We start from the raw sequence: 21304 nt of genomic DNA on the forward strand, positions 1-21304 counted from the left end.
TGACCGACGGCTGGGCAGGGGGATCGGGCACGCCACCGCCACCTCCCCGATCGACCGCCTCCCGGCCGCCACCGCCACCACCCGGTCCTGGCCGTAGCGCCGGACCACCGACCTCCGCCCCTTCTTCTCCGACCACGAGCGGTGCCCATCCACCGAGCCCGCCACCCGCTCCATCCACGCCCGCCGCCTCTTCTGCTGCTGCTGCGCCCCAGGGGTCATCGGCAGCCCCGACCACCGACGGGTACACCGCCTGCCCCTCGTGCACGTTCTCCAATCCCCCGGGGTTCGCGTTCTGTGGTCGCTGCGGCACCAAGCTAGCCGCTCCGCCCCCGGTCGAGGACGTCGGTGTCGCGCAGACGGTATTCGTCGAGCACGCACCCGAGGAGATGCGCGAGCTTCGCGAAGCAGCCGCTGCCGCGTCCACGGCCTCCAAGCCGCCGCCTCGTCATTCCACCGCCCCCGCCCAGGCTGCGGTTGGTACGCCATCGGCTCGGCTCATCATGCTCGGCCCCGATGGTTCTCCCGTCGGGGAGCGAGTGCTCACGCCCGGCGAGGTCCTCCAGATCGGTCGCGCCGCCGGGCCGCCATGGGACGAGGACGCCTACCTCGACAACGACCACGGCGCCCTCACTCCCGAGCCCAATGGCATCCGCGCCGAGGATCATGGCTCGCTCAATGGGATCTACGTCAAGATCCACGGCCGAGTGGAGATCCAAAACGGCGATCAATTCCGCGTGGGTCAGGAGCTGCTCCACTACGAAGACCTTCCCGAGCCCACGCCCACCGACGACGGCACCGAGCGGATGGGCAGCCCCAACCCCGGCTACTGGGGCCGGCTCAGCCTGCTGGTGGAGCCCACCGTGGCATCCCAGGCGTTCGCCATCGAAGGCGAGGGACTCACCATCGGTCGTGAGCACGGAGACATCACATTTCCCCACGACGGCTACGTTTCTGGCTCGCACTGCCGCGTCTTCGGTGACGACACCGGGGTGTTCGTCGAGGATCTCGGCAGCTCCAACGGCACGTACATGCGTGTGCGCTCCGGCTCGGTGCTGCCCTACGGCAGCCTCGTGCTCATTGGTCAGAAGCTCTTCCAGCTCGATCGAGCGTGAGCCTTCGATCCTCGGCGCGCGAGGTCAGCCCCCCCCGATCTCCGGCCGCAAGACGATGCCCGGCTCCTCCTCGTAGGTGTAGGCCTGGGGCAGCTCGAGCGTGGTTCCGTCGCCAAAGCGCACCTCGATGTCGACGGTCGCGGGCTCCTCGGCCTGCGGAGTGAGGACCGTGATGAGCCAAGGGCTCTCGATGACCACCGCCTTGGCTCCCTTGACGCCGAAGTAGACCGACACGGGTCCGTGCCCCGCAAAGTCCTCCCCCTCGATGCGCACCACGTGGCCGCCTCCCTGCCCACCGCGTGACGGGCTCGCGGTCAGTGGATGCTCGATGGAACAACCAATCGCACCGACCACGACGAGCAAGGTGACCGCACCGCTGCGAAGGAGGCTCGAGGAAGGAAGCGCGAGCACGGGGCAAACACTACTCGTGCCTGCCCCGGCCGGCCAAGGGTCTTGCGTGACCTACAGCATGTCTCGGCGGCGCAGCTCCCGGCGGATCTTACCGAGCGCCTGCTCCTGGAGCTGTCGGATCCGCTCCCGCGACAGGGAGTACTGCTCGCCGATCTCCTTGAGCGTGAGTTCCTCGTCGTACTCCAGACCGAACCGCTTGCGCAGGATGTCGGCCTCGATCGGGCGCAGCCCGGTGATGACCTGACGAACCTGCTCGTTGATCGCATCGGCCTCCATGCTATCGCCAGGTTGCTCGGTTTCTTCGTCCTCGAGGAAGTCGACGACCTTGCGACCATCGGCATCGGACACCGGACGATCGAGACTCACCGGCTGCTCGAGCAGCAGGGTCTGCATCTTCTCGATCTTCGCAGCCGCGAGGCCCGTGTGGGTCGCCAGCTCTTCGGGCGTGGGCTCCCGGCCATGGAGCAGCTCGAGCTCGCGTCGGGCCTTGGATACCTTGTGGTGTGCATCGATCATGTGGACCGGCAGACGAACGGCCCGGCCCTTGTCGGCGATGGCCCGGCTGATTGCGTGACGGATCCACCAGCTCCCGTAGGTGCTGAAGCGAAAGCCCTTGCGGTGGTCGAACCGATCGACGGCCTTCATCAGACCGATGTTGCCCTCTTGGATCAGATCCTGGAGGGGCATGCGGCCATGGTTGAAGCGACGGGCGATCGAGACGACGAGGCGCAGATTGGACTTGACGAAGCGATGCTTGGCAGTGCGAAGCGCGAACTGGGCACGTGCAGCCCGCTCGACGTACTCCTTGTAGGGCTGGCTGCCCCGCCGCGGCGGGCGAACTGCGAGCGACAGACCGCTACGCTGTCCTCCGTCGATCGCCTGTAGTTCTTCGAGGATCCGATCGGACACGATGCCATCGGTGTCGATGCTCGACAGAGCATCCGCCAATGCAGCGCGACTGTGCTCGAACTGGTCCTTGTTGCTCCGAGTCTCGCGATCACGAAGTGCGCGGGCCGTCTTGCGGATCGAACGAAGCTCGGCAGTCGGCACGTCCTCGGAGTCGAGCGACTCCTCGACCAACGCCACGATGCCGTCGATGAACGGCGGATACGCCAGCAAGCGGCGCCAGTACTCGATGCGAAACTGGGCGATGCGCGTGGCGGCAGCAAGCTCCTCTTCGGGGCTCATCACGTCGAGGCCCGACATCTCCTTGAAGTAGGCCCCCAGGGTGCTGTCGGCATCCTCGTCGCCCGTGCCCTTGGGCTTGCTGGACACGGTGCTGCCTGCACCGGCACCTTCGCGACGGGGACGCGAGCTCGCCCACGTGCGGCTCCGCGAGCGAGCGAGACGGGGAGGAGCTCCGCGGGTGACCTTGCGCCGTGCCATGCTGTACCTTCGTGATGGAAGTGGGTTGGTAAGGAGGTTCGCGGACCGGGAGCCCGTTCGTTTAGGAACACGCGAACGGGCGTGAAAGTTTCCGCAAGGGCGAGAACGTCGCCAGGAGCCTCGGGGTAACGGTGTCGAGAGCGACATTCCTCGCTCTTGCAAGTTGAACACCGAACTGCGCGCTGGCTGTCCTAGACCCAGGCAAATGAACGGGTTGGGCGTCCCTAGGTTTCATGGCCCGGGCCATCCCGAAGCTTCAAAGCGCCTGGAAACGTGATCGGGGTCTCACAACGGGCCGATTTCGCCCCGCTCCCGCCCGTCAGGTCCGTCATACCCACGACATTCGCGTCACACCTCGGCGACCGTAGCGGTGCACACGGATCGTCCACGCTCGACCCAGCGGGTCGGAATCCCCAGGGATCTCTCGACGTCGTCAGCCGTCGGAGCGCTGCGCGACCAACCAGACCTCCGACGAGGTGGCGCCATAGAAACGCCCCCGTGTGTGCCGGCTGCCCGAGTATTCGAGCACGCGAAGGCCGACCTGCGCACACATGTGTACCAGCTCGGTCAACCCGTAGAGGCGCAGTGCGATGTTGTGCTCGAACTGCTTGCCGGTCTCGAAGACCACCGTGCGATGCACGTGGACGCGACTGGTGGGGGCGAACATCTGAGCCTCGTCGAGGACGAGGCATCCCTGACCCTGCCACCACGAGCGCGCCGGCAGACGTCCCACGATGTAGTCGCGGTTGAGGACGTGCAGCATGACCCGTCCGCCTGGGACCAGGCGGTCGCGCATGTGCTGGAGCGCGATGCGATCGTCCTCATCCGTGTACATCCCCAAAGTGCCACCGATGCACAGGATCGCGTCGAAGGGGCCCTCGACTGGCGGCTGGCGCATGTCACCCGAGATGAGTTCGAAGGGGATGCCGGCCGACTGGGCGGCCTGACTGGCCCGCATCAGCTGCACGGGGGATGCGTCGAGACCGGTCACGGCCACGCCACGTGTGCCCAGTGCCACGCAATGGGCGCCGTCGCCACAGCCTACGTCGAGCACTGATGCGCCCGGACCTAGCCCCAGCGAGTACGCGAGGAACTCGACCTCGCCAGCCACCACCCCCGCTCGCAGGGGAGACACCAACGCGGCGTAGTGATCGCCAAAGGCATCGACCTGCCAATCCTCGTCAACGGGGGGAGCCGCAGGCAGCGCAGACAACGCGGCGTGCAGATTCGAAGCCGACACCGGCGGTGGCGGAGGACCGATGTCCACCGTACGGCCCTCCCGGGCGGGAGGGCGGCTGGGCGCCGGTGGAGGTAGAGCCTCGTGAGTCGGCTCGTCTTCATCGTCGTCGTCTTCGTCGTCTTCGACGAGGTCATCGGCATCGAGCTCGTCGGGTTCGTCGTCGACGGCTTCGTCGGGCTCTTCCTCGTCGTATACGGCGCTCATCACCCCGCTGGCCGAGGGATCGATGACGACCTTGGACTTGCGCGGTACCTCGGCTTGCGGCGGAGCTTCGTCTCGTGAGGGGATCTCACCGCGGATGAGAGTCTGCGCCGATTCGTCGGGCTCGACCGCGATGACTCCGGCAGACTCGATCGGGAGCTCCTCCGCCGGCTCGTCGGGCGGGACCGGGGGGGGCCCCACGACGGTCTGACCGGAGACGACCGGCGGGAGCTCGTCGAGCGGCTCCTCGGGAACGTCGTCGATGGGGATGGGCTCCGGCTCGGGAGTCAAACGCGTCAGCGTTGGGATGAACAGACCATCGTCGGCGTCCTGGTCGACGGCGTCGGTCGGCTCGGCTGCGGCGTCGTCCCGATTCCCACGGGCCTCGACGGCCGGGGGCGGGGGCTCCGGGAGAGGATCGTCGTATGAGGGCCCCACGGGGGCCGGAGCGATGACGGTGCCCCCCGAAGGGGTCGGAGCAACGACCGTATCTCCGACAGGGGCATGGAGCGAGACCTCGAGCCCGGCTTCGGGAACGCGCAAGCCCACCTCGAGCACGTCCGGGGCGGGGCTCGCAAGGGGCTCGATCGCCTCGTCTACAGCGGGCGGACCCGCGGATAGACCTCGCGGCTCCGGACGGATCCGTGTCTGGTCGTCGTCATCGTCGTCGTCGAAGGTGCTGCGAACGAGCGTGGCGCGGCGCTCGAACGAGTGGGTGCTCGACTCGACGCCCGGTCGGGCGAGGGTTTGCTCGGCCGCCACGAATCCACCCCGTCCGAGGCGTACTTCGAGATGGGCATCGAGCTGGTCGAGGGGGCCGGATGGATGCCGGGCAAGCGCCAGATCGTCCTCGATCCAGGCGAGCCACTGCTCTCGCGCAATCTGCCACGCGCTCACGATCTACGGCCTCCCGCGCCCCGCTCCTCGAGCAAGGGTTGGCCGAGCCGTACCGGCGTGGGCAAGGCGGGCTCGGTGCCGTGCAAACCGGGGCCGGCCAAGAGGATGACGGTGCTCCCGAGATGGAACATTCCGAGCTCGTCGCCCTTGCTGAGACGAGCGGGTGGATCGCAGTCTCGTACCTGCAGCTCGCGTGGATGAGGATCGAAGCGCTGATAGCTGCAGGTCATGTGACCGACACCGAAGGCCGCGACCATGACCACGGCGACGGGGCCGTGGCCGGTCTCGAGCACGTGGATCATGCGCTCGTTGAGGGCGAACAGGCGTGGCTCGCGACGCGCCGACGCGGCGGTGACCGGCAACAACCGCCCGGGCACGTGCACCACGCGGTGGGCGAGCGCATCGCATGGCGAGTGGACGCGGTGGTAGTCGCGTGGGTGGAGGTAGATGGTGAGCGCGGTGCCACCGATGAACTCGCGAGCCAAGGCTTCGTCGGCGACCAGCTCGCCCACCGAGAAGGCGTGGCCCTTGGCGACGACCTCGGTGTCACCCGTGACCGGTGCGACGTCGCGGAGCTCGCCGTCGCAGGGAGACACGACGGTGGTGGCGCTGCGATCGATCGAGCGCGCGCCGCGACGCAAGGGGCGCGTGAAGAACTCGTCGAAGCAGGCGAACCCGTCCTCGAGCATGAGGGGATCGACGTCGCGCAGGTTGACGTCGAAGTAGCGCGCATAGGCGCCGACCGCCGCCCGCCCGACCGGAGCCGGGAGGCGCATGCGTGCCGCTGCCCCCATCAGCCGGCTGGCAACCACGGCCGACCAGTCGGGCGTGGCGTGCACGAGAGCAGCAGCAAGACGGGCGCGCAGGGGAGTTCCGCGATCGCTCATCAGCGCGCGTAGACTAGCTGAGCGCCTGCCCCGCACGCAAGGGACCCGGGGTGCGACCTGCGCCCCAGGCAAGGAGGTTCCCTTCCGGTCCGGTCGACGGCGGCAGACTGGGGTCGCACGACCCCGGCCGGCCCCGTCGACCCGGTGTCGCGCTCGGGACGGATCAAACGTCGAAGTAGAGCTCGAACTCGTGGGGATGGGGTCGCATGCGGACCTCGCTCACCTCTTGCCCCCGCTTCCACTTGACCCAGGCGTCGATGATGTCGGTGCTGAACACGTCGCCCCGCAGCAGGAACTCGTGGTCGCGCTCGAGCGCGTCGAGGGCCCCCTCGAGGCTGAACGGCACCGAGGGAACGTCCTTGAGCTCCTCGGGGGAGAGGCTGTAGATGTCCTTGTCGAGGGGCTCGCCGGGGTCGAGCTTGCGCTCGATGCCGTCGAGACCGGCCATGAGCAGGGCCGCGAACGCGAGGTAGGGATTGGCGGTGGGATCGGGCGTGCGAAACTCGATGCGGGCGGCCTTGGGCGAGCGTGCCGCGGCGGGGATGCGGATCGAGGCCGAGCGGTTGCTGGCGCTGTAGGCCAGGTTGACCGGCGCCTCGTAGCCGGGCACCAGGCGCTTGTAGCTGTTGGTGCTGGCGTTGGTGAAGGCGCACAGCGCGGGGGCGTGCTGGAGGATGCCGGCGATGAAGTGCATGGCCAGCTCGCTCATGCCGGCATACTCCTCGCCCGAGAACAGCGGCTTGCCGTCGCGCCAAAGGCTCATGTGCGTGTGCATGCCGTTGCCGTTGTCGCCGTAGAGGGGCTTGGGCATGAAGGTCACGGTGCGGCCGGCCCGGCGCGCCACGTTCTTGATGATGTACTTGAACCAGCACATCTTGTCGGCCTGCGAGACCAGCGAGTCGTAGCGGATGTCGATCTCGGCCTGGCCGGCGGTGGCGACCTCGTGATGCTGGCGCTCGACGGTGATGCCCACGTCCTCGAGGGCGAGCACCATCTCGGTGCGCAGGTCGTGGAGCGCGTCGGTGGGAGGCACGGGCACGTAGCCGGCCTTGGCGCGGACCTTGTAGCCGAGGTTGGGAAACTCCTCGCGGCCCGAGTTCCAGTGGCCCTCGACCGAGTCGACCGCGTAGCTGGCGGTGTTGCCCCGGTTGTTGAAGCGCACGTCGTCGAAGATGAAGAACTCGGCCTCGGGACCGAAGTAGGCGGTGTCGGCGATGCCGGTCGAGCGCAGGTAGGTCTCGGCGCGCTTGGCCAGCGTCCGGGGGTCGCGCTCGTAGTCCTGGCCGGTGATGGGATCGCGGATGTCGCCGCACAGCACCAGCGTGGGCACCTCCATGAACGGATCGATGCGCGCGGTGGAGGCCTCGGGCATCACCTGCATGTCGGAGTTGTTGATGGCCCGCCAGCCGCGGATGGACGAGCCGTCGAAGGCGAAGCCCTCCTCGAAGGCAGCCTCGTCGAGCTGGTGGGAGGGCACGGTGAAGTGCTGCCAGGCCCCGAGCAGGTCGATGAAGCGCACGTCGACCATGCGTACGTCCTGATCGCGAAGTAGCTCGAGGACCTCTTCTTTGGTTTGCGGGAAATTGGAGTTGCTCACGGTGCTCTCGTCTCGTCTCGTCGTGACGTTGCGTGCGGATGGTTGGGAGTGGCCAGGGACCGGGTGTTCAGAGGGCCGGTTCAGAGGGCCGGTTCAGAGGGCCGGTTCAGAGGGCTGATTCGCCGCGCTCGCCCGTCCGCACGCGGATGGCGTCGAGCACGGGGATGACGAAGATCTTTCCGTCGCCGATGCGATCGGACGCTGCGACCTCGCGGATCGCCTGCACGACCTCTTCGACCAGACGGGCGGGTACGACCACCTCGATCTTGATCTTGGGGACGAAGTCGATGACGTAGGCCGAGCCGCGGTGGACCTCGCGCTTGCCTCCGGTACGCCCGAAGCCGCGGACCTCGGACACGGTCATGCCACCCACGCCGACCTCGGTGAGGCGCTCCTTGACGTCGTCGAGCGCGAACGGGCGGATGATCGCCTCGACCTTGAGCATCTCGGTGGAATCCATGGGGCAGGCCTCGACGGTGAAATGGCGGCAGGAACGAAGAAAGGGGATCGGGGCAGGCTCGGGCAAGGAACTAGGAGGCGGAGCCGGGTTCCGGCGCCTCGGAGGCCCACGCGGGCTCGGGAGGCACGGGTCGTATGCAGCCGATCACGTCGGCGGGACGGGCGATGCCGAGCTCGGCCATGAGGTCGCGTAGCTCGTCGCGGATGGAAGGTCCGATCGCGGGCTGGGCGAAGTTGGCGGTGCCGACCTGCACGCAGCTGGCCCCCGCCATGAGGAACTCGAGGGCGTCCTCGCCGGTGGTGATGCCACCCATGCCGCAGATCGGAAGCTGGGGCATGGCGCGGTGCACCTGGTGGATCATCCGCAAGGCGATGGGCTTGATGGCGGGACCGGACAGGCCCCCGTAGGTCGTGGCCAGCCGCGGCTGCCGCGTGCGGACGTCGATGGCCATGCCGGTGATGGTGTTGATGAGCGAGACCCCGACCGCGCCCGCTTCGGCGACGGCCTGGGCCATGGCCGGCAGGTCGGCGGCGTTGGGGCTGAGCTTGACCACGATGGGGATCCGCGTGGCCTGGACGCAGCGCTTGGTGAGCTCGTGGGCGACCGCGGGGACGGTGCCGAACTCGATGCCGCCCTTCTTGATGTTGGGGCACGAGATGTTCATCTCGAGCACGTCGATGCCGCGGTCGTGGCCGGCGTCGAGCATGCGCGCGCACTCGACGTAGGAATCCATGTCTTCGCCGAAGAAGTTGACCCACACGCTGATGCCGAGCTCGGCGAGCCAGGGGAGCTTCTCGGAGAGGAACGCCTGCGCGCCCACGTTCTCGAGACCGATCGAGTTGAGCATGCCCGCGGCGGTCTCGCAGATGCGTGGCAGCGGGTTGCCGGGGCGAGGACGTGGCGAGATGCCCTTGGTGGAGAGGCCGGCGATCCGACGCAGATCGAAGAACGGGGCGAACTTGTCACCGTAGGCGAAGCAGCCCGAGGCGGTCATGATGGGGTGCGGCAGCGACAGCGAGCCGAAGCGGCAGGCCAGCTCGACCTGTTCGGGGCGCAGGGACGCGGCGGAACGGACGGGCGCGGTCATGACCAGCGAACCCTCCGCGCCTCGAACACGGGACCTTCGGTGCAGCAGTACTCGTAGGGCTTGTCGCCGTAGACGGGGACGGCACAGCCCAGGCACACGCCAAAGCCACAGGCCATCTCCTCCTCGAGGCACAGGAAGGTCGGCACGTGGTGGCGCAGGCCCATCGCCCGCACGGCGCGGAGCATGGGGGTGGGCCCGCAGGCGAGGATCTGGAGCGCTTCGCCGGCGTCGGCGGCGGCCTGCAGGCGCCGCTGCAAGGGCACCGTGACGAAGCCGCGATCGCCGAGGCTGCCGTCCTCGGTGGCCAGGTGCATGCGCACGCCCCAGCCCTCGAAGTCGGTCAACAGCACCAGGTCATCGCGGTCGCGACCGCCGTAGAGCAGCTCGACGCGCGAGGCCAGGCCGGCGGCGGCGGCCCGGCGCGCCTGCAGGTGCAGCGGCGGCAGGCCCACGCCCCCGGCGACGAGCAGCTGAGTGGGACCGTGGGCCGAGGGCGAGACGAACGTTCCCTGGCCCAGCGGACCGGTGACGGTGACGGGCTCGCCGGAGCGCATGGCACAAAGGCGTGCGGTGCCACGGCCGTAGGCCTTGAGCATGACGGAGAAGCGACCGTCGCCATCGGAGTCGAGCACCGAGAAGGCGCGCGGGTTGATCGGATCGCGCCCCCACTCGCCGCGGAGCATGACGAACTGACCGGGAATCACGGCGGCGAGGGGGGCGGGCTGCGCCGGTCCCTCCATCGAGAGCACGAAGTAGCCGCCAACGAGCGCACGGGTATCCACCACGCGGGCCCGAAACTGGGAGGGCGACGGGGTCACCACGGGCCGCGTTGATAGGACAGGTGCCGCCGGTCGTCCACCGTCCGGCTTGGTGAGCGTCGGACGAATGTTGGATGACCCCTGCGTTGCGCACGCATGGCCGCTACCATCGCGTTCACGCCGCAACCGCAGCCGCGGGCCAAACGAAGCGGAAGAACGAGCTCCGCACTCGTCGCGAACGCCGGCGGGGGACGAGCGGGTTCCTCGCGCCGTCGATGTGGGATCGATCGCCGAGCGGATCTCCTTGGCGGTCGTTCTCCAGTGACGAGTAAAACGAGTAAATTTCGGGGATCGGAGCCGTATACCGATTGACCTGGGCATCCCATGGAAATCAGTCGGAGTGGTTCGCCGACGGCGCATGCGACAACACGCGGCGCATCACGATCGCATCGTCGGGAGGATGCGCGTAGTACCCGTTGCGCCTGCCGATGGGGACGAAGCCAAAGGCGGCGTAGAGGGCCAGGGCGGCCTCGTTGCTCGATGCGACCTCGAGCAGGACCTGCTGGCAGCCTGCGGCGGTGGCGTGGTCGAGCACGCCTCGCAAGAGCGCCCTGCCCCGCCCGCGGCGGCGTTCGCCGCAGGAGGTCGCGATGCGCAAGAGGTGCGCCTCGTCGCCCACGACCCACGAGCACGACATGCCCACGAGCACCCCGGCGACCTCGACGACGTGCAGGCGGGCGAACGATCGGGTGAGTTCCTGGCGGTAGTCCTCGAGCGACCACGGGTTGCCGAAGCACGCCGCATCGAGGGCAGCGAGCGCGGGGAGGTCGATCGCGGTGGCGGGGCGGCCCACCGCATCGGCGGCGCTCACGTGGATGCTCGCTCGGCGGCGTCGGTGGTCGACCCCGGCTCCGGCTCGGCGATCGGCTCGGCGATTGGCTCGGCGAGCGCGGCGAGATCGGCCGCCAAGCCGTCGGGTCCGGACAGGCCGAGGTTGGCGCTCGCACTGGTCAGCAGCACGTCGGAGGGCCGAGCGCCGACGGCGGCGCCGAGGCGACGGCGCAGCAAGCCGCGCTCGGAGGCGCCGATCCGATCGACCTTGGTGGCGACCAGCAACGCGGGGTGGCCGTGGGCGGTGGCCAGCTCGAGCAATTGCAGGTCGAGCTCGGAGAGCTCGCCTCGGCGGGCGTCGATGAGCAGCACCAACGCACGCAGCGCGCGGCGCCCGGCCAGGTAGCCCTCGATCATCGGCGCAAAGCCCTCGCGAACCTTGCGGTGGGCGGCCGCGTAGCCGTAGCCGGGCAGGTCGACGCAGCGCAGGACTCGGCGCTGCGCGCCGGGGCCGGACAGGGCGAGTTCGAAGACGTTGAGCAGCTGGGTGCGCCCCGGAGTACGGCTGACCCGAGCCAGCCCCCGACGACCGCACAGGGCATTGAGCAGGCTGGACTTGCCCACGTTGGAGCGGCCGGCGAGGGCGAATTCGGGGAGTTCGTCGGCCGGGCAGTCGTCGACGGTGGGGGCGCTCGTGACGAATTGGGCGTCCACGACCCGCCAGCCCGCGGGGGTGCGGGGCGGAGCGTCGGCTCCCGTGGTGCGGGTGCGGGACTGGGCCATCCCGTGCATCCGTACCATGGCGACCGACCCAAAGACCCAGGGAAGACGCGGAAGCTGCTACGCTGCGGGCTCCATGGATGTGTACGGCCTCACGGGAGGGATCGGGAGCGGCAAGTCGACCGTGGCCGAGTTGCTCGAGGAGTATGGGGTCCCGGTGGTCTCCGCCGACGAGCTGTCGCGGGTGGTCGTGGCGCCAGGCAGCGAGGGACTGCGCGCGGTGGTCGAGGCGTTCGGACCGGAGATCCTCGACGAGCACGGTGAGCTCGACCGGCGCCGCATGGCCGACCTGGTGTTCCGCAACACCGAGCGACGCCGCGAGCTCGAGGCGATCTTGCACCCGCGGATCCGCGATCGCTTCGAGCAGGTGCTCGACGCGCTCGAGAAGGCGGGCCACGACGTGGCCGTGTACGAGGTACCGCTGCTGTTCGAGCGCAATCTCCAGGGTGAGATGAAGGCGGTGATCCTGGTGACCGCGCCGACCGATCGCCGTGTGGCCCGGGTTCGCACCCGCGACGACGTGACGGAGACCGAGGTGCGCGCCCGCATCGCGGCGCAGATGGACGAGGACCAGAAGCGACGGCGCGCCGACTACATCGTCGAGAACGACGGATCGCTCGACGACCTCCGGCGCGAGGTGGAGTTCCTCATGGCTCGCTTCCTGAGGCTGAGCCCGTCGGCGCAGCGCCCGGGGGCAGCGCCACCGCCGGCCGCCGGCACGCCGAGCGTGGCGATGCCCGTGCGCGAGGCGGACGGCCCCGAGCAAGCGCCGCCCAGCCGTCGCCCGACCGCAGTGCCCACGAGCCCGCCGGTGCCCGAAGAGCTCGACGACGTTGCCCTGCTCGAGCCCGACGAGGACGAGCACGACTTGCGCCGCATGGGGCCGCCCACCATCGTCGACACGGGAGCGCCGCGAAAGGGTCCGCCCGAGCCGCCCAGCCCGCCGTCCGGTGACGAGAGCACGATGGGCACCGATCAGCGCATCACGCGGATCGACGGGTCCGCCCCGTCGTCTTCGTAGGCTCCACGACATCGATGCCCCCGCCGAGGGGCGCTCGATATGGGAGCAAATGGAGATCCCGGCAAGGAGGCTGATAAGCTTGGTTCGCCCCAATGCCGCCTTCACGGATCATGCCCCCGCCGCCGACCATCGGCTCGGCCCGCCCGACGCCCTCCCGGCCGGGCCCGACCGCGCCGACCGACGAGGCCGCGAAGGCCCCCCCGGACGGGGAGGACGAGTCGAGCGCATCGCCCGGGCCGAGCGTAGAGGCCGAGCCGGTCGACGATGCGGGCTCGCAATCGCTCCCCTCGAGACCCCAGCGTCCGCTGGTGCCACCGCCTCCTCGAATCGAGGCCTCGTCGAGCGGCAGCGGGCTCAAGGTGCCCTCACTCGATGCGCAGTCGAGCACCAGCGGGCTCAAGGTGCCCTCGCTCGATGCACAGTCGAGCACCAGCGGCATGCGCGTCCCACCGGACGACGGGTGGGATCTCGACGACGAAGAAGACCAGGCACCCAAGGCCGCGTCGCCGGCCAAGTCGTTCGAGCTCCCGCCGCCCACGCTGGGGGGGCCGCTGCCGCGCCTGCGACCGCCGACGACCGAGGTCAGCGCCGAGCCCGAGGCGAGTTCCGACGACGACGCGTCCAAGGGGGCCCTGGCCGCGCTGCTGGCCGCCGCCCCCAGGGCCGAACCAGCGGTCGAAGCAGTTGCAGCGGAACGGGACGACGACCCGGACGCCAGCGAGGAGCCGGTGGCGTCCGTGCCCCGGCTGCCCATGCCCGGCATGCTGCGCGATGGATCGATCCCGAAGGCGGCCGACTTTCGGGCCGCTCCGCGGCAGCGCCCTCAGACGGCAGCGGCAATGCCACCACCCTCGGGCTCGCTCCCGCCTCGGCTTCGGCCTCCCCAGCCCGGTGACGGCGGCGCGCTCGCGTCGCAGAACACGATGCAGCTCGTGGCCGAGGTCGCCTCGGAGCTCATCGAGCAGGCCAGGGCCGACGCCGAGGCGAAGCAGGCCGCCGAGGCGAAGCAGGCCGCCGAGACGAAGCAGGCCGTGAGGGCCGAGTCGGTCTCGACCGAGGTCGCGCCCAAACCGCCGTTGAGCGCGGCGCTGTGGGGCCCGCAGGCCATGCCGATGGCAGCCAAGGAGGACGCGGCCAAGCCCCGCGCCTTGATGATCGTGGGCGCGCTCGCTGCCGTCGCAGCGCTCGTGCTGGTGATCATGCTGGCCAAGGGCGGTGACGACGATCCGCCGGCTCGGGTTGCGGCCGCGCCCGCGGCTCCCACCACCCCGCCCGCTTCGCCCGAGGAGGCGCTCGCGACGGACCCCGCGCCTCCGGAGCCGATCCCGGCGGCCGATTCCGGAGCCGCCGACGAGGAGCCCGCGGCCGGCACCACGGCCGACGGCACGACCGGTGAAGCCGTCGAGGCCGCCATGAGCACGGGAGCCATCGACGACGGCGAGGGCGACGACCTCGCCGACGGCGAAGAGGGCGATGACGGTGACGAGTCCGACGCGGTGGCGTCGGCCAGCGGGTCGCGTGGCAAGAGCAAGCGTGGCGGCGGAAGCAAGCCATCGCGCGCCAAGTCCGAGCCCGAGCCCAAGGACGAGCCCAAGGCCGCGCCGCCCAAGAACGAGGAGCTCTCGGCCGAAGAGCTGCTCAAGCGCGCCCGCTCGGCGTACGCCGCCGGCAAGGGATCATCGGCGTACTCCATGGCGTCCAAGAGCAACAAGATGAAGCCCAGCGGCGATGCAGCCGAGGTGATGGCGCTGTCGGCCTGCGCGATGAACGACATCGGCAAGGCCAAGAATGCGCTCAGGCTGGTGCCGTTGTTCAAGCGCGCCGGCGTGCGCAACACGTGCAAGAGCAAGCACGGCGTGAAGATCCCGCTGTAGACGGTTCACATACCCAGGGCCGCGGCCAGGGCTTCGAAGGTGGGCGCGGCCCGGGCGGGCAGGCGTAGCTCGCAAAATCGGGAGACCTCGCTGTCGCCGGGATTGATCTCGACCGTGTGAGCGCCCCAGCGAGGGGCGTAGTGTACGGGCGCAGCGATGTACGGGAACACGGCGGTGGTCCCCACCATGACGACCAGGGAGAACCCGCGCGCGAGCTCGGCCTGAAGGCGACCAAGGGCGCGATCGGGCAGCATCTCCCCGAACAGCACGACGCGCGGCCGCACCAGGGCATCGCAGGACGGGCAGCGCGGTGGAATCGTCAGGCCCGCGTAGTCGGGCACCACCTGCTCCCAGGCGCAGCGGGTGCAGTGGAGCTCGTGGACGTTGCCGTGGATCTCGATGACGTCCTCGCTGCCCGCCGCACGATGAAAGCCGTCGACGTTCTGCGTCAGCACCACCACCCCCTCGCGGCGACGCTGCAGCGCGGCAATGACCTCGTGAGCGCGATTGGGGGCGGCGTCGCGGCACGCCCGCTCGACCTGGTGGATGTACTTCCAGCACACCTCGGGGCGCTTGTGCATCATCGGCCCCGAGAGCGCGACTTCGATGGGCATGCCGTCCTCGGTGCCGGCCCCGTCGTAGAGGCCCCCCACCCCGCGGTAGGTGGGCAAGCCCGAGTCGGCCGAGATCCCCGCGCCCGTGATGAACAGGATCCGCTCGGCCTGGTCGACCCACCGGGCGAAGCGCTCCATCGGCGGCAGCGAGAGGTCATCGGTCATCGGCCCAGCATGGCGCAGCGGCCGACCGGAGACAAGGACACGGGCTCAGGCGTTGGCCAGCTCGAGGTCGACCACCAACGGGAGGTGATCGGATGCGCGTCGGGCCATGGAGATCTCGCCGCGCGCGACCCTGCGGATCTGGACGTCGCCTCGCACGAAGAAGGCATCGAGCGGACGCAGCGGGGCATAGGCGGGGAACGTGTTGGGCGCCGAGGGCATGGCCCGAAAGCCCGCCGGCACGAGCAACCGGGCGCCGAGGGTGCCGTAGACGTCGTTGAAGTCGCCGGCCACGATCACGGGCGTGCGGGCGTGCATGTGGGCGAACGGATGGCTGCCGAGGAAGCGCACCAGCTGGCGGCGGCGCTCGTCCTGCCGCAGGCCCAGGTGGAGATTGAACACGTGCACGGTGCGGCTGCGGCTGCCCACGCGGATCCGCACCACCGTGTGCAGCACGCTGCGGGCCTTTCGCCCGGCGAGGCTGAGGTCCATGTTGAAGGCGGTGCGACAGGGGAAGCGGCTGAGCACCGCGTTGCCGTAGGCACCGCCGGAGCGCAGGAACACGTTGGGAAACCACGCGTGATGGCGAAGGCCCAGCGCCTCCGCGAGCATGTCCGCCTGCCGGTGGCCTCCGCTGCGCTTGGCGCCGGCGTCGACCTCCTGCAGCATGACGAGATCGGGCGCGTAGTGGGCGATGGTGGCGATGACTCGCTCGGGTTGGTACCGGCGATCGATGCCCCCGATGCACTTGTGGATGTTGTAGCTGAGCGCCCGCAGCCGCACGGTGGGGCGATGATCGTAGCACCGGCGCCACGGGGGCCCAAGGCGGCCCAAGGCGGCTAGGATCCCGCCGCGGCGCGGGTGTGCGCCGTTGCCCGAGCCTCGGCCAACAGCGGCGACCAGGGGCCGTCGGCGCATAGCCACGCCTGGTGCATCGCGCGAGTGATCGCGACGTAGAGCGCCCGCCGGGCGCGAGCGTCGTCGGGGTAGCTGCGCGAGGTCGCGTCGGGCACCACCACGTGGGTGAATTCGAGCCCCTTGATCTGCGCCACCGTGGTCACGCATGCGCCGGGGCCGAGGGTGAATTCGCCGTCGAGCACCAAGCGGATCGATGCGGCGCGGGCCAGCGCGCCGTGGAGGCTGCGCGCCGCCTCGGGGTGGCGGAGGACTACGGCCACCGAAGCGGAGGGATCGCGGTCGCGGAGCTCGCGAAGCGAGCGGCCGATCACCGTCGCGAGGTGCAGCGTCGAGGAGCAGCGCAGGAACGCGAGCGCGAGCGATGACGCCGGGTCGCGCACGGCCTCGAGCGATGCACTCGGGTCGAACAGGCTCTTCGCGAGCGCCTCGATCGCTGGCGGCGAGCGGTAGCTCTCGCGGAGCTCGACCCGGGCGTGCTCCGCTCGTGACAGCCACGCCATCGTCCGATCCCAGCCGCCGAAGCAGGCCGACTCGTCGACCTGCTGGCGCTCGTCGCCCACCACGGTGAGCCCCCCGCCCGGCGCAACCGCCCGGCCGAGCACGGCCAGCTCGAGCGGCGCGAGCTCCTGCGCCTCGTCGACCACCACGTGCTCCCAGGTCCGAAGCGACCCGGCGCGGGTGGCATCGGTACCGGTCATCGCGTGGTTGATGGCGAACATCACCGGCAGGTCCTCGAGGTCGACCGTCCGTGCGTCTTGCTCGGGGGTACCCTCGTCGATCGACCAGCCGTCGACCGTGCGCAGGCGCTGGGCGTCGACGTGGCGCATGGCCTGCTCGGTGGTCGGGGTGAACTGCACGCGGGTGTGACCAATGACCTCGTCGATCACACGTGGGGGCAGCACCTCCTCACCCGCGATCGCGGCGATCTGCCGCAACAGCTCGCGATCGCCCCACAGGTGCAGCAGGTGCTGCCAGGTGGCGTGCTTGGGCCGGCGACCACGGAGCACCGCCCGCATGGCCTCGGTGCCCTCCGCGACCGTGGGGATCACCTGGGCCACCGCGGCGTGGCGCTTGAGCCGAACCGTGAGCACGGACGCGTCGCGTGACAGGCGGGCCGGCAGGTCGTCGAACACCGCCCGCGCCTGCCGGATGATGAAGCTGGCGAAGGTGAGCACGTCGACCCCCGGCACCGAGAGCCGGGTCAGCAGTCGCGCACAGAGCCGCCGCAAGCCCTCCGTGGGCACGATCACCAGCGCCCAGGCCTTGCCCCCGTCGGTCGGCGACGATGGGGCACGCCGCTCGGCGAGCCATGCCAGGCGATGCAGGGCCACCGTGGTCTTGCCGAAGCCCGCCTCCCCCAGCACCAGCATCGTGGTATCGGCCGGCTGCTGCACCGCCGCTCGCTGGTGCTCATCGAGCACCACGGCCCCCTCGGCCCATCGGCGCGCGGCGGCACCGCGAGGATGCAGCTCGCCTTCCTCGGCCCGCGGCTGTACCCGCCAGATCGCACCGTCACGCCACAGCCGCTCGTTGGGCGTGAGCACCTCCGCGAGCTCACCGTGCTCGACCGAGAGCAAGTGCTGCTCGAGCACGGTGCCCTCGAGCGTGCGATCGGGCAGCAGGATCTCGTAGTCCTCGCCCTCTTCGTAGCCGAGCAGCGCCTCCGACAGCGGAGCCGTGCGCCAGTCGACCACCACGAGGTCGGCGTGGCTGGCCGTGCGCGTGCCCAGCAGCACGTCGCGCGTGCGTCCGCTCGTACGCACGCGCAGGTGGGCGACCGCGGGCACGCCCTGACCCGGCCAGGCCCTGCGCGCCGCGTCCCATAGTGCACTCAGGCGCTGCAGCCGTAGGCGCAGTGGCGCTGGCAACACGTCAGGGGAGACGGTGGAGGACTCGCGCGCAGGGGGCATGCGATCGAAGAGTGAGCGACCGCCGGCGAGAACGCACGAGCTGCCGCGTCGACGCCGGGCGTGCTATCGTCGGGTCGAGCACGTCGAGCCCGGGCTCACTCATCCTTCCAGGATCTCGAGCATCGCGTCCAGCCCGGCCACGACCTCTTCGGGGTACCAAGAGCGGGCGGTCACCACCAGGCCCTCGCCATCGGGGGTTCCGTCGCCGTCGAGATCCACGATCGGCCCGTCGACCACCACCGCCTCGTCGCGCGCGAACTCGATGCCGAGCGCCTGGTACTGCTCGGCCACGTCGCCCACGGCTCCGTAGACCTCGATGTCGAGCGGGAATCCGGTGGCTCGACGCCCCTGCAGGATGCTCGAGCCCAGGCCGCCGGGCCCCTGCCCCTCGGTCCCGGGCACGCGAACGAAGCCGGGCGTCGGCCCCGCGTGACACACCGCGAGCACCGGCCGCCCCGTCACGAGGGCATCGACGACCAGCGTGTTGATCGCAGCCGCAGCCGAAGCCACGTCGTCTGCCGGCGACACGTGGCCTGCTCCCCCGGCATCGACCAAGTCCTCGTACTCGCCGTCGTAGCGGTAGTGCTGGCTCCCGGAGCCGCCGGGAAACACCAGCCCGACGTAGTCTTCGATCGCAGCGTCTTGCACCCGCCCGTCGAGCGCGATGGTGGTGGGCTCGTCCCACACGGGGTCCCACGCGACGCCGAAGCTCGCCTCGAAGCGCGCGCGAAAGTCCTCGTACGCGAGCGGATCGACCCCGGGCACGCCCGCCGGCGTCGCGTCGACCCGCTCGCCGTAGCTTCGCGCGACGGCGTCGTCGGTGCTGCTTCGCACCTCGACCTCGTAGCCAGCGGCCGCGAGTCCCTCCGCCATCACCTTGTACTCGGCCCACCACGTGTGGTTGAAGGCCACGACCATCAGTACCCGGCCCTTCGAGGGCACCCCACCCGAGGCATCGGCCGTGGGTGCGGGCTCGTCGGTCGTGGTCCCCGCTGTACCACCCTCGGTGGTCGAGGGCTGCGTGGTCGCAGCGCTGGTCGCATCGGTCGCATCGGTCGCATCGGTCGTCACGTCGGCCGACTCGGGGGTACCCGAGCACGCAGCGGCCAGCACGATCGACCCAAGCCCTCGGCCAAGCCCTTGGTTCATTCGAGTCCTCGTTCTCCCGCGGAACATCGTCCTACGTCGCTCCTGGAGCCATCCGCACGCGGCCCCACGGCCGGAGACTAGCCGGGCCCCGGTCACGGCTCAAGCTCCGACCGCGACGCGCTCGTTCCCGCCCTGCCTCAGCTCAGCCCGGTCTTGCTGACCACGCCGCGGAACATGTTGAGCGTGCGCTCGAGGCTCTCGACCACTTCTTCGAGGCTGCGCGCGTCCTGGCTCTTGATCTCCCGCTCGGCGCGCTCGAGCACGCCCTCGGCCTTGGCGATCGCGTCGCGCCCGAAGCTGGTGCCGCTCATGATCCCTTGCACCTGCGGGAACAGCTCGCGGACCTCGGCGATCAGCCGATCGGCCTGCTGCCGCTGGCGCTCGAACTCCTCGCTGGCGCGCACCTCCACCATGTAGTTCTGGCTGCTCTCGACCAGCTTGTGGAGTTCCTCCTCGGTGAGCCCCGAGGTGGCGGTGACGGTGATGCTCTGCTCGCGCCCGGTCTCGAGATCCTTGGCCGCCACACTCACCAGGCCGTCGGCCGAGATCGAGAACGTGACCTCGACCTCGACCTCGCCCTTGGGGGCCTTGCGCAGGCCGCTGAGGATGAACTCGCCGAGCAGCTCGTTGTCGGTGGCGCGATCGCTCTCGCCCTGCAGCACCAGGATCTTCACCGAGGTCTGGTTGTCCCGCACGGTGGTGAAGATGTGCGAGGCCTCGGTGGGCACGGTGGTGTTCTGCTCGATGAGCCGGTGGAAGAACCCACCCACGATCATGATCCCCAGGCTGTGCGGGGTCACGTCGAGCAAGAGCACGTCGATGTTCTCGTCGACCAGGGCCGCGGCCTGGATCGAGGCGCCGAGCGCCACCACCTCGTCGGGGTGCACGCCCTTGCAGGGCTCGAGCCCGAAGAACTCGGCCACCCGCGACTGCACCAGCGGCATGCGGGTCATGCCACCAACCAGGATCACGTCGTCGAGATCACCCTTGTCGATGCTGGAGTCGCGCAGGGTCTTGTCGCAGATCGCGACGGTGCGCTCGACCAGGTCGCGGGTGAGCTCCTCGAGCGTGTCGCGGGTGAGCGTCTCCTGCATGTGGAACGTCTGCCCGCTGGGCGTGGTGTAGAGGAACGGCAGATCCACCAGGGTCTCGCGCGCCACCGACAGCTCGCAGCGCGCCTTCTCGGCCGCGTCCTTGATGCGCTGGAGCGCCATGCGGTCGTCGGCCACGTCGACCCCGGTCTTCTCCTGGAACGACTGGATGAGCGCATCCATCACGCGCACGTCGAAGTCCTCGCCGCCCAGGAACGTGTCGCCGGCGGTCGAGATCACCTCGAACACCCCGCGCCCGATGTCGAGGATGGAGATGTCGAAGGTGCCGCCGCCGAGATCGTAGACCGCGACCTTGCGCTCGAGATCCTTGCCGAACCCATAGGCCAGCGCCGCCGCGGTGGGCTCGTTGATGATGCGCACGACGTCGAGCCCGGCGATCCGCCCGGCATCCTTGGTTGCCTGGCGCTGGTTGTCGTTGAAGTACGCGGGCACGGTGATGACGGCGCGCTCGACCGTGCTGCCGAGGTACTGCTCGGCGACGAGCTTCATCTCTTGCAGGATGAAGGCGCTGATCTCGGGGATGCTGTAGACGGTGTCGCGCAGGCGGATGCGAACGTCGCCATGCGGTCCCTCGACCACCGTGTAGGGACACGATTGCTGCACCGCATGAGCCGCCGGGGAATCCCAGCGACGACCGATGAGTCGCTTGGCGGCGTAGACCGTGTTCTGCGCGTTGGTGACGGCCTGTCGCTTGGCGATGTGCCCCACCAGCCGCTTGCTGCTCTCGGAGATGGCCACCATCGACGGGGTGGTCTTGTAGCCGCCCTTGTTCGGAATGACCGTGGGCACCCCGTCCTCGACGATCGCGACGCAGGTGTTGGTGGTGCCAAGGTCGATGCCGACGACGTTGTCCATGCTGCTCGCTCGCTCGGGCCCCTGCCGCTCCACAGCAGGTGC

19 protein-coding genes are annotated in these 21304 nt (G+C 69.7%); 3 read left to right on the forward strand and 16 right to left on the reverse strand.

The window, feature by feature from the left end; genetic code table 11:
* A partial coding sequence (locus OEB96_RS17180) for a hypothetical protein (RefSeq protein WP_266217072.1) occupies positions 1-219 on the reverse strand: 219 nt, incomplete at its 3' end.
* 281 nt (positions 220-500) lie between these two features.
* Here OEB96_RS17180 and OEB96_RS17185 point away from each other — a divergent pair.
* Positions 501-1112, forward strand: coding sequence for an FHA domain-containing protein (locus tag OEB96_RS17185; RefSeq protein ID WP_266217074.1), 612 nt, complete (start codon positions 501-503; stop codon positions 1110-1112).
* A gap of 24 nt (positions 1113-1136) precedes the next feature.
* On the opposite strand, the gene OEB96_RS17190 is transcribed toward OEB96_RS17185, so the two are convergent.
* The 10 genes from OEB96_RS17190 to yihA form a co-directional block, all read right to left on the reverse strand.
* Positions 1137-1523, reverse strand: coding sequence for an IPT/TIG domain-containing protein (locus OEB96_RS17190; RefSeq protein WP_266217076.1), 387 nt, complete (start codon positions 1521-1523; stop codon positions 1137-1139).
* A gap of 51 nt (positions 1524-1574) precedes the next feature.
* Positions 1575-2798, reverse strand: a complete 1224-nt coding sequence (locus OEB96_RS17195; RefSeq protein WP_266217077.1) for a sigma-70 family RNA polymerase sigma factor — start codon at positions 2796-2798, stop codon at positions 1575-1577.
* A gap of 544 nt (positions 2799-3342) precedes the next feature.
* On the reverse strand, positions 3343-5247 hold the full coding sequence (locus OEB96_RS17200) for an SAM-dependent methyltransferase (RefSeq protein ID WP_266217078.1): 1905 nt from the start codon (positions 5245-5247) through the stop codon (positions 3343-3345).
* On the reverse strand, positions 5244-6134 hold the full coding sequence (gene asd, locus OEB96_RS17205; RefSeq protein WP_266217080.1) for an archaetidylserine decarboxylase: 891 nt from the start codon (positions 6132-6134) through the stop codon (positions 5244-5246). The genes OEB96_RS17200 and asd overlap by 4 nt, the downstream gene beginning before the upstream one ends.
* A gap of 163 nt (positions 6135-6297) precedes the next feature.
* Positions 6298-7731 (reverse strand): type I glutamate--ammonia ligase, encoded by a 1434-nt coding sequence (gene glnA / locus OEB96_RS17210; RefSeq protein ID WP_266217081.1) that lies wholly within the window; start codon positions 7729-7731, stop codon positions 6298-6300.
* Positions 7732-7837: 106 nt separating this feature from the next.
* Complete coding sequence (locus tag OEB96_RS17215; RefSeq protein WP_456320259.1) at positions 7838-8191, reverse strand: P-II family nitrogen regulator; 354 nt, start codon at positions 8189-8191, stop codon at positions 7838-7840.
* 70 nt (positions 8192-8261) lie between these two features.
* Positions 8262-9278: a dihydroorotate dehydrogenase gene (locus tag OEB96_RS17220; RefSeq protein WP_266217083.1), complete on the reverse strand. Its 1017-nt coding sequence runs from the start codon at positions 9276-9278 to the stop codon at positions 8262-8264.
* A complete protein-coding gene (locus tag OEB96_RS17225; RefSeq protein WP_266217085.1) occupies positions 9275-10099 on the reverse strand; it encodes a dihydroorotate dehydrogenase electron transfer subunit in 825 nt (274 codons plus the stop codon). The genes OEB96_RS17220 and OEB96_RS17225 overlap by 4 nt, the downstream gene beginning before the upstream one ends.
* Positions 10100-10427: 328 nt before the next feature.
* Positions 10428-10907 carry a ribosomal protein S18-alanine N-acetyltransferase gene (gene rimI / locus OEB96_RS17230; RefSeq protein WP_266217087.1) on the reverse strand — a complete coding sequence of 160 codons (480 nt, stop codon included), beginning with the start codon at positions 10905-10907 and terminating at the stop codon, positions 10428-10430.
* Positions 10904-11650 (reverse strand): ribosome biogenesis GTP-binding protein YihA/YsxC, encoded by a 747-nt coding sequence (yihA, locus tag OEB96_RS17235; RefSeq protein ID WP_266217088.1) that lies wholly within the window; start codon positions 11648-11650, stop codon positions 10904-10906. Before yihA ends, rimI begins: the two co-directional genes overlap by 4 nt.
* A gap of 73 nt (positions 11651-11723) precedes the next feature.
* Here yihA and coaE point away from each other — a divergent pair, with 73 nt between their 5' ends.
* Together coaE and OEB96_RS17245 are read left to right on the forward strand one after the other, a co-directional pair.
* Entirely contained in the window at positions 11724-12668 is a 945-nt protein-coding gene (gene coaE, locus OEB96_RS17240) for a dephospho-CoA kinase (RefSeq protein WP_266217090.1), read from the forward strand.
* A gap of 308 nt (positions 12669-12976) precedes the next feature.
* Entirely contained in the window at positions 12977-14542 is a 1566-nt protein-coding gene (locus OEB96_RS17245; protein ID WP_266217091.1) for a hypothetical protein, read from the forward strand.
* Between the two features lie 5 nt (positions 14543-14547).
* Here OEB96_RS17245 and OEB96_RS17250 read toward each other — a convergent pair whose 3' ends face one another.
* From OEB96_RS17250 to dnaK, 5 genes are all read right to left on the reverse strand, one after another.
* On the reverse strand, positions 14548-15321 hold the full coding sequence (locus tag OEB96_RS17250; protein WP_266217092.1) for an SIR2 family NAD-dependent protein deacylase: 774 nt from the start codon (positions 15319-15321) through the stop codon (positions 14548-14550).
* Between the two features lie 45 nt (positions 15322-15366).
* Positions 15367-16101: an endonuclease/exonuclease/phosphatase family protein gene (locus OEB96_RS17255; protein ID WP_266217094.1), complete on the reverse strand. Its 735-nt coding sequence runs from the start codon at positions 16099-16101 to the stop codon at positions 15367-15369.
* A gap of 56 nt (positions 16102-16157) precedes the next feature.
* The gene (locus tag OEB96_RS17260; protein ID WP_266217095.1) at positions 16158-18107 is read right to left on the reverse strand and encodes an ATP-binding domain-containing protein; all 1950 of its coding nucleotides are present in this window, start codon (positions 18105-18107) and stop codon (positions 16158-16160) included.
* A gap of 138 nt (positions 18108-18245) precedes the next feature.
* A complete protein-coding gene (locus tag OEB96_RS17265; protein ID WP_266217097.1) occupies positions 18246-19295 on the reverse strand; it encodes a hypothetical protein in 1050 nt (349 codons plus the stop codon).
* Positions 19296-19432: 137 nt separating this feature from the next.
* The gene (gene dnaK, locus OEB96_RS17270) at positions 19433-21262 is read right to left on the reverse strand and encodes a molecular chaperone DnaK (RefSeq protein ID WP_266217099.1); all 1830 of its coding nucleotides are present in this window, start codon (positions 21260-21262) and stop codon (positions 19433-19435) included.
* Positions 21263-21304: the final 42 nt, after the last annotated feature.

Origin of the sequence: Paraliomyxa miuraensis, assembly GCF_026337845.1 — a bacterium.
Taxonomy (GTDB): Bacteria; Myxococcota_A; Polyangia; order Nannocystales; family Nannocystaceae; genus Paraliomyxa; species Paraliomyxa miuraensis.

Bases quoted from the DNA above. Each gene is read 5' to 3' on its own strand.
- OEB96_RS17185 (WP_266217074.1), top strand. From the start codon at position 501: ATGCTCGGCCCCGATGGTTCTCCCGTCGGGGAGCGAGTGCTCACGCCC.
- asd (WP_266217080.1), bottom strand. From the start codon at position 6,134: ATGAGCGATCGCGGAACTCCCCTGCGCGCCCGTCTTGCTGCTGCTCTC.
- OEB96_RS17215 (WP_456320259.1), bottom strand. From the start codon at position 8,191: ATGGATTCCACCGAGATGCTCAAGGTCGAGGCGATCATCCGCCCGTTC.
- OEB96_RS17220 (WP_266217083.1), bottom strand. From the start codon at position 9,278: ATGACCGCGCCCGTCCGTTCCGCCGCGTCCCTGCGCCCCGAACAGGTC.
- yihA (WP_266217088.1), bottom strand. From the start codon at position 11,650: ATGGCCCAGTCCCGCACCCGCACCACGGGAGCCGACGCTCCGCCCCGC.
- coaE (WP_266217090.1), top strand. From the start codon at position 11,724: ATGGATGTGTACGGCCTCACGGGAGGGATCGGGAGCGGCAAGTCGACC.
- OEB96_RS17250 (WP_266217092.1), bottom strand. From the start codon at position 15,321: ATGACCGATGACCTCTCGCTGCCGCCGATGGAGCGCTTCGCCCGGTGG.
- OEB96_RS17265 (WP_266217097.1), bottom strand. From the start codon at position 19,295: ATGAACCAAGGGCTTGGCCGAGGGCTTGGGTCGATCGTGCTGGCCGCT.
- dnaK (WP_266217099.1), bottom strand. From the start codon at position 21,262: ATGGACAACGTCGTCGGCATCGACCTTGGCACCACCAACACCTGCGTC.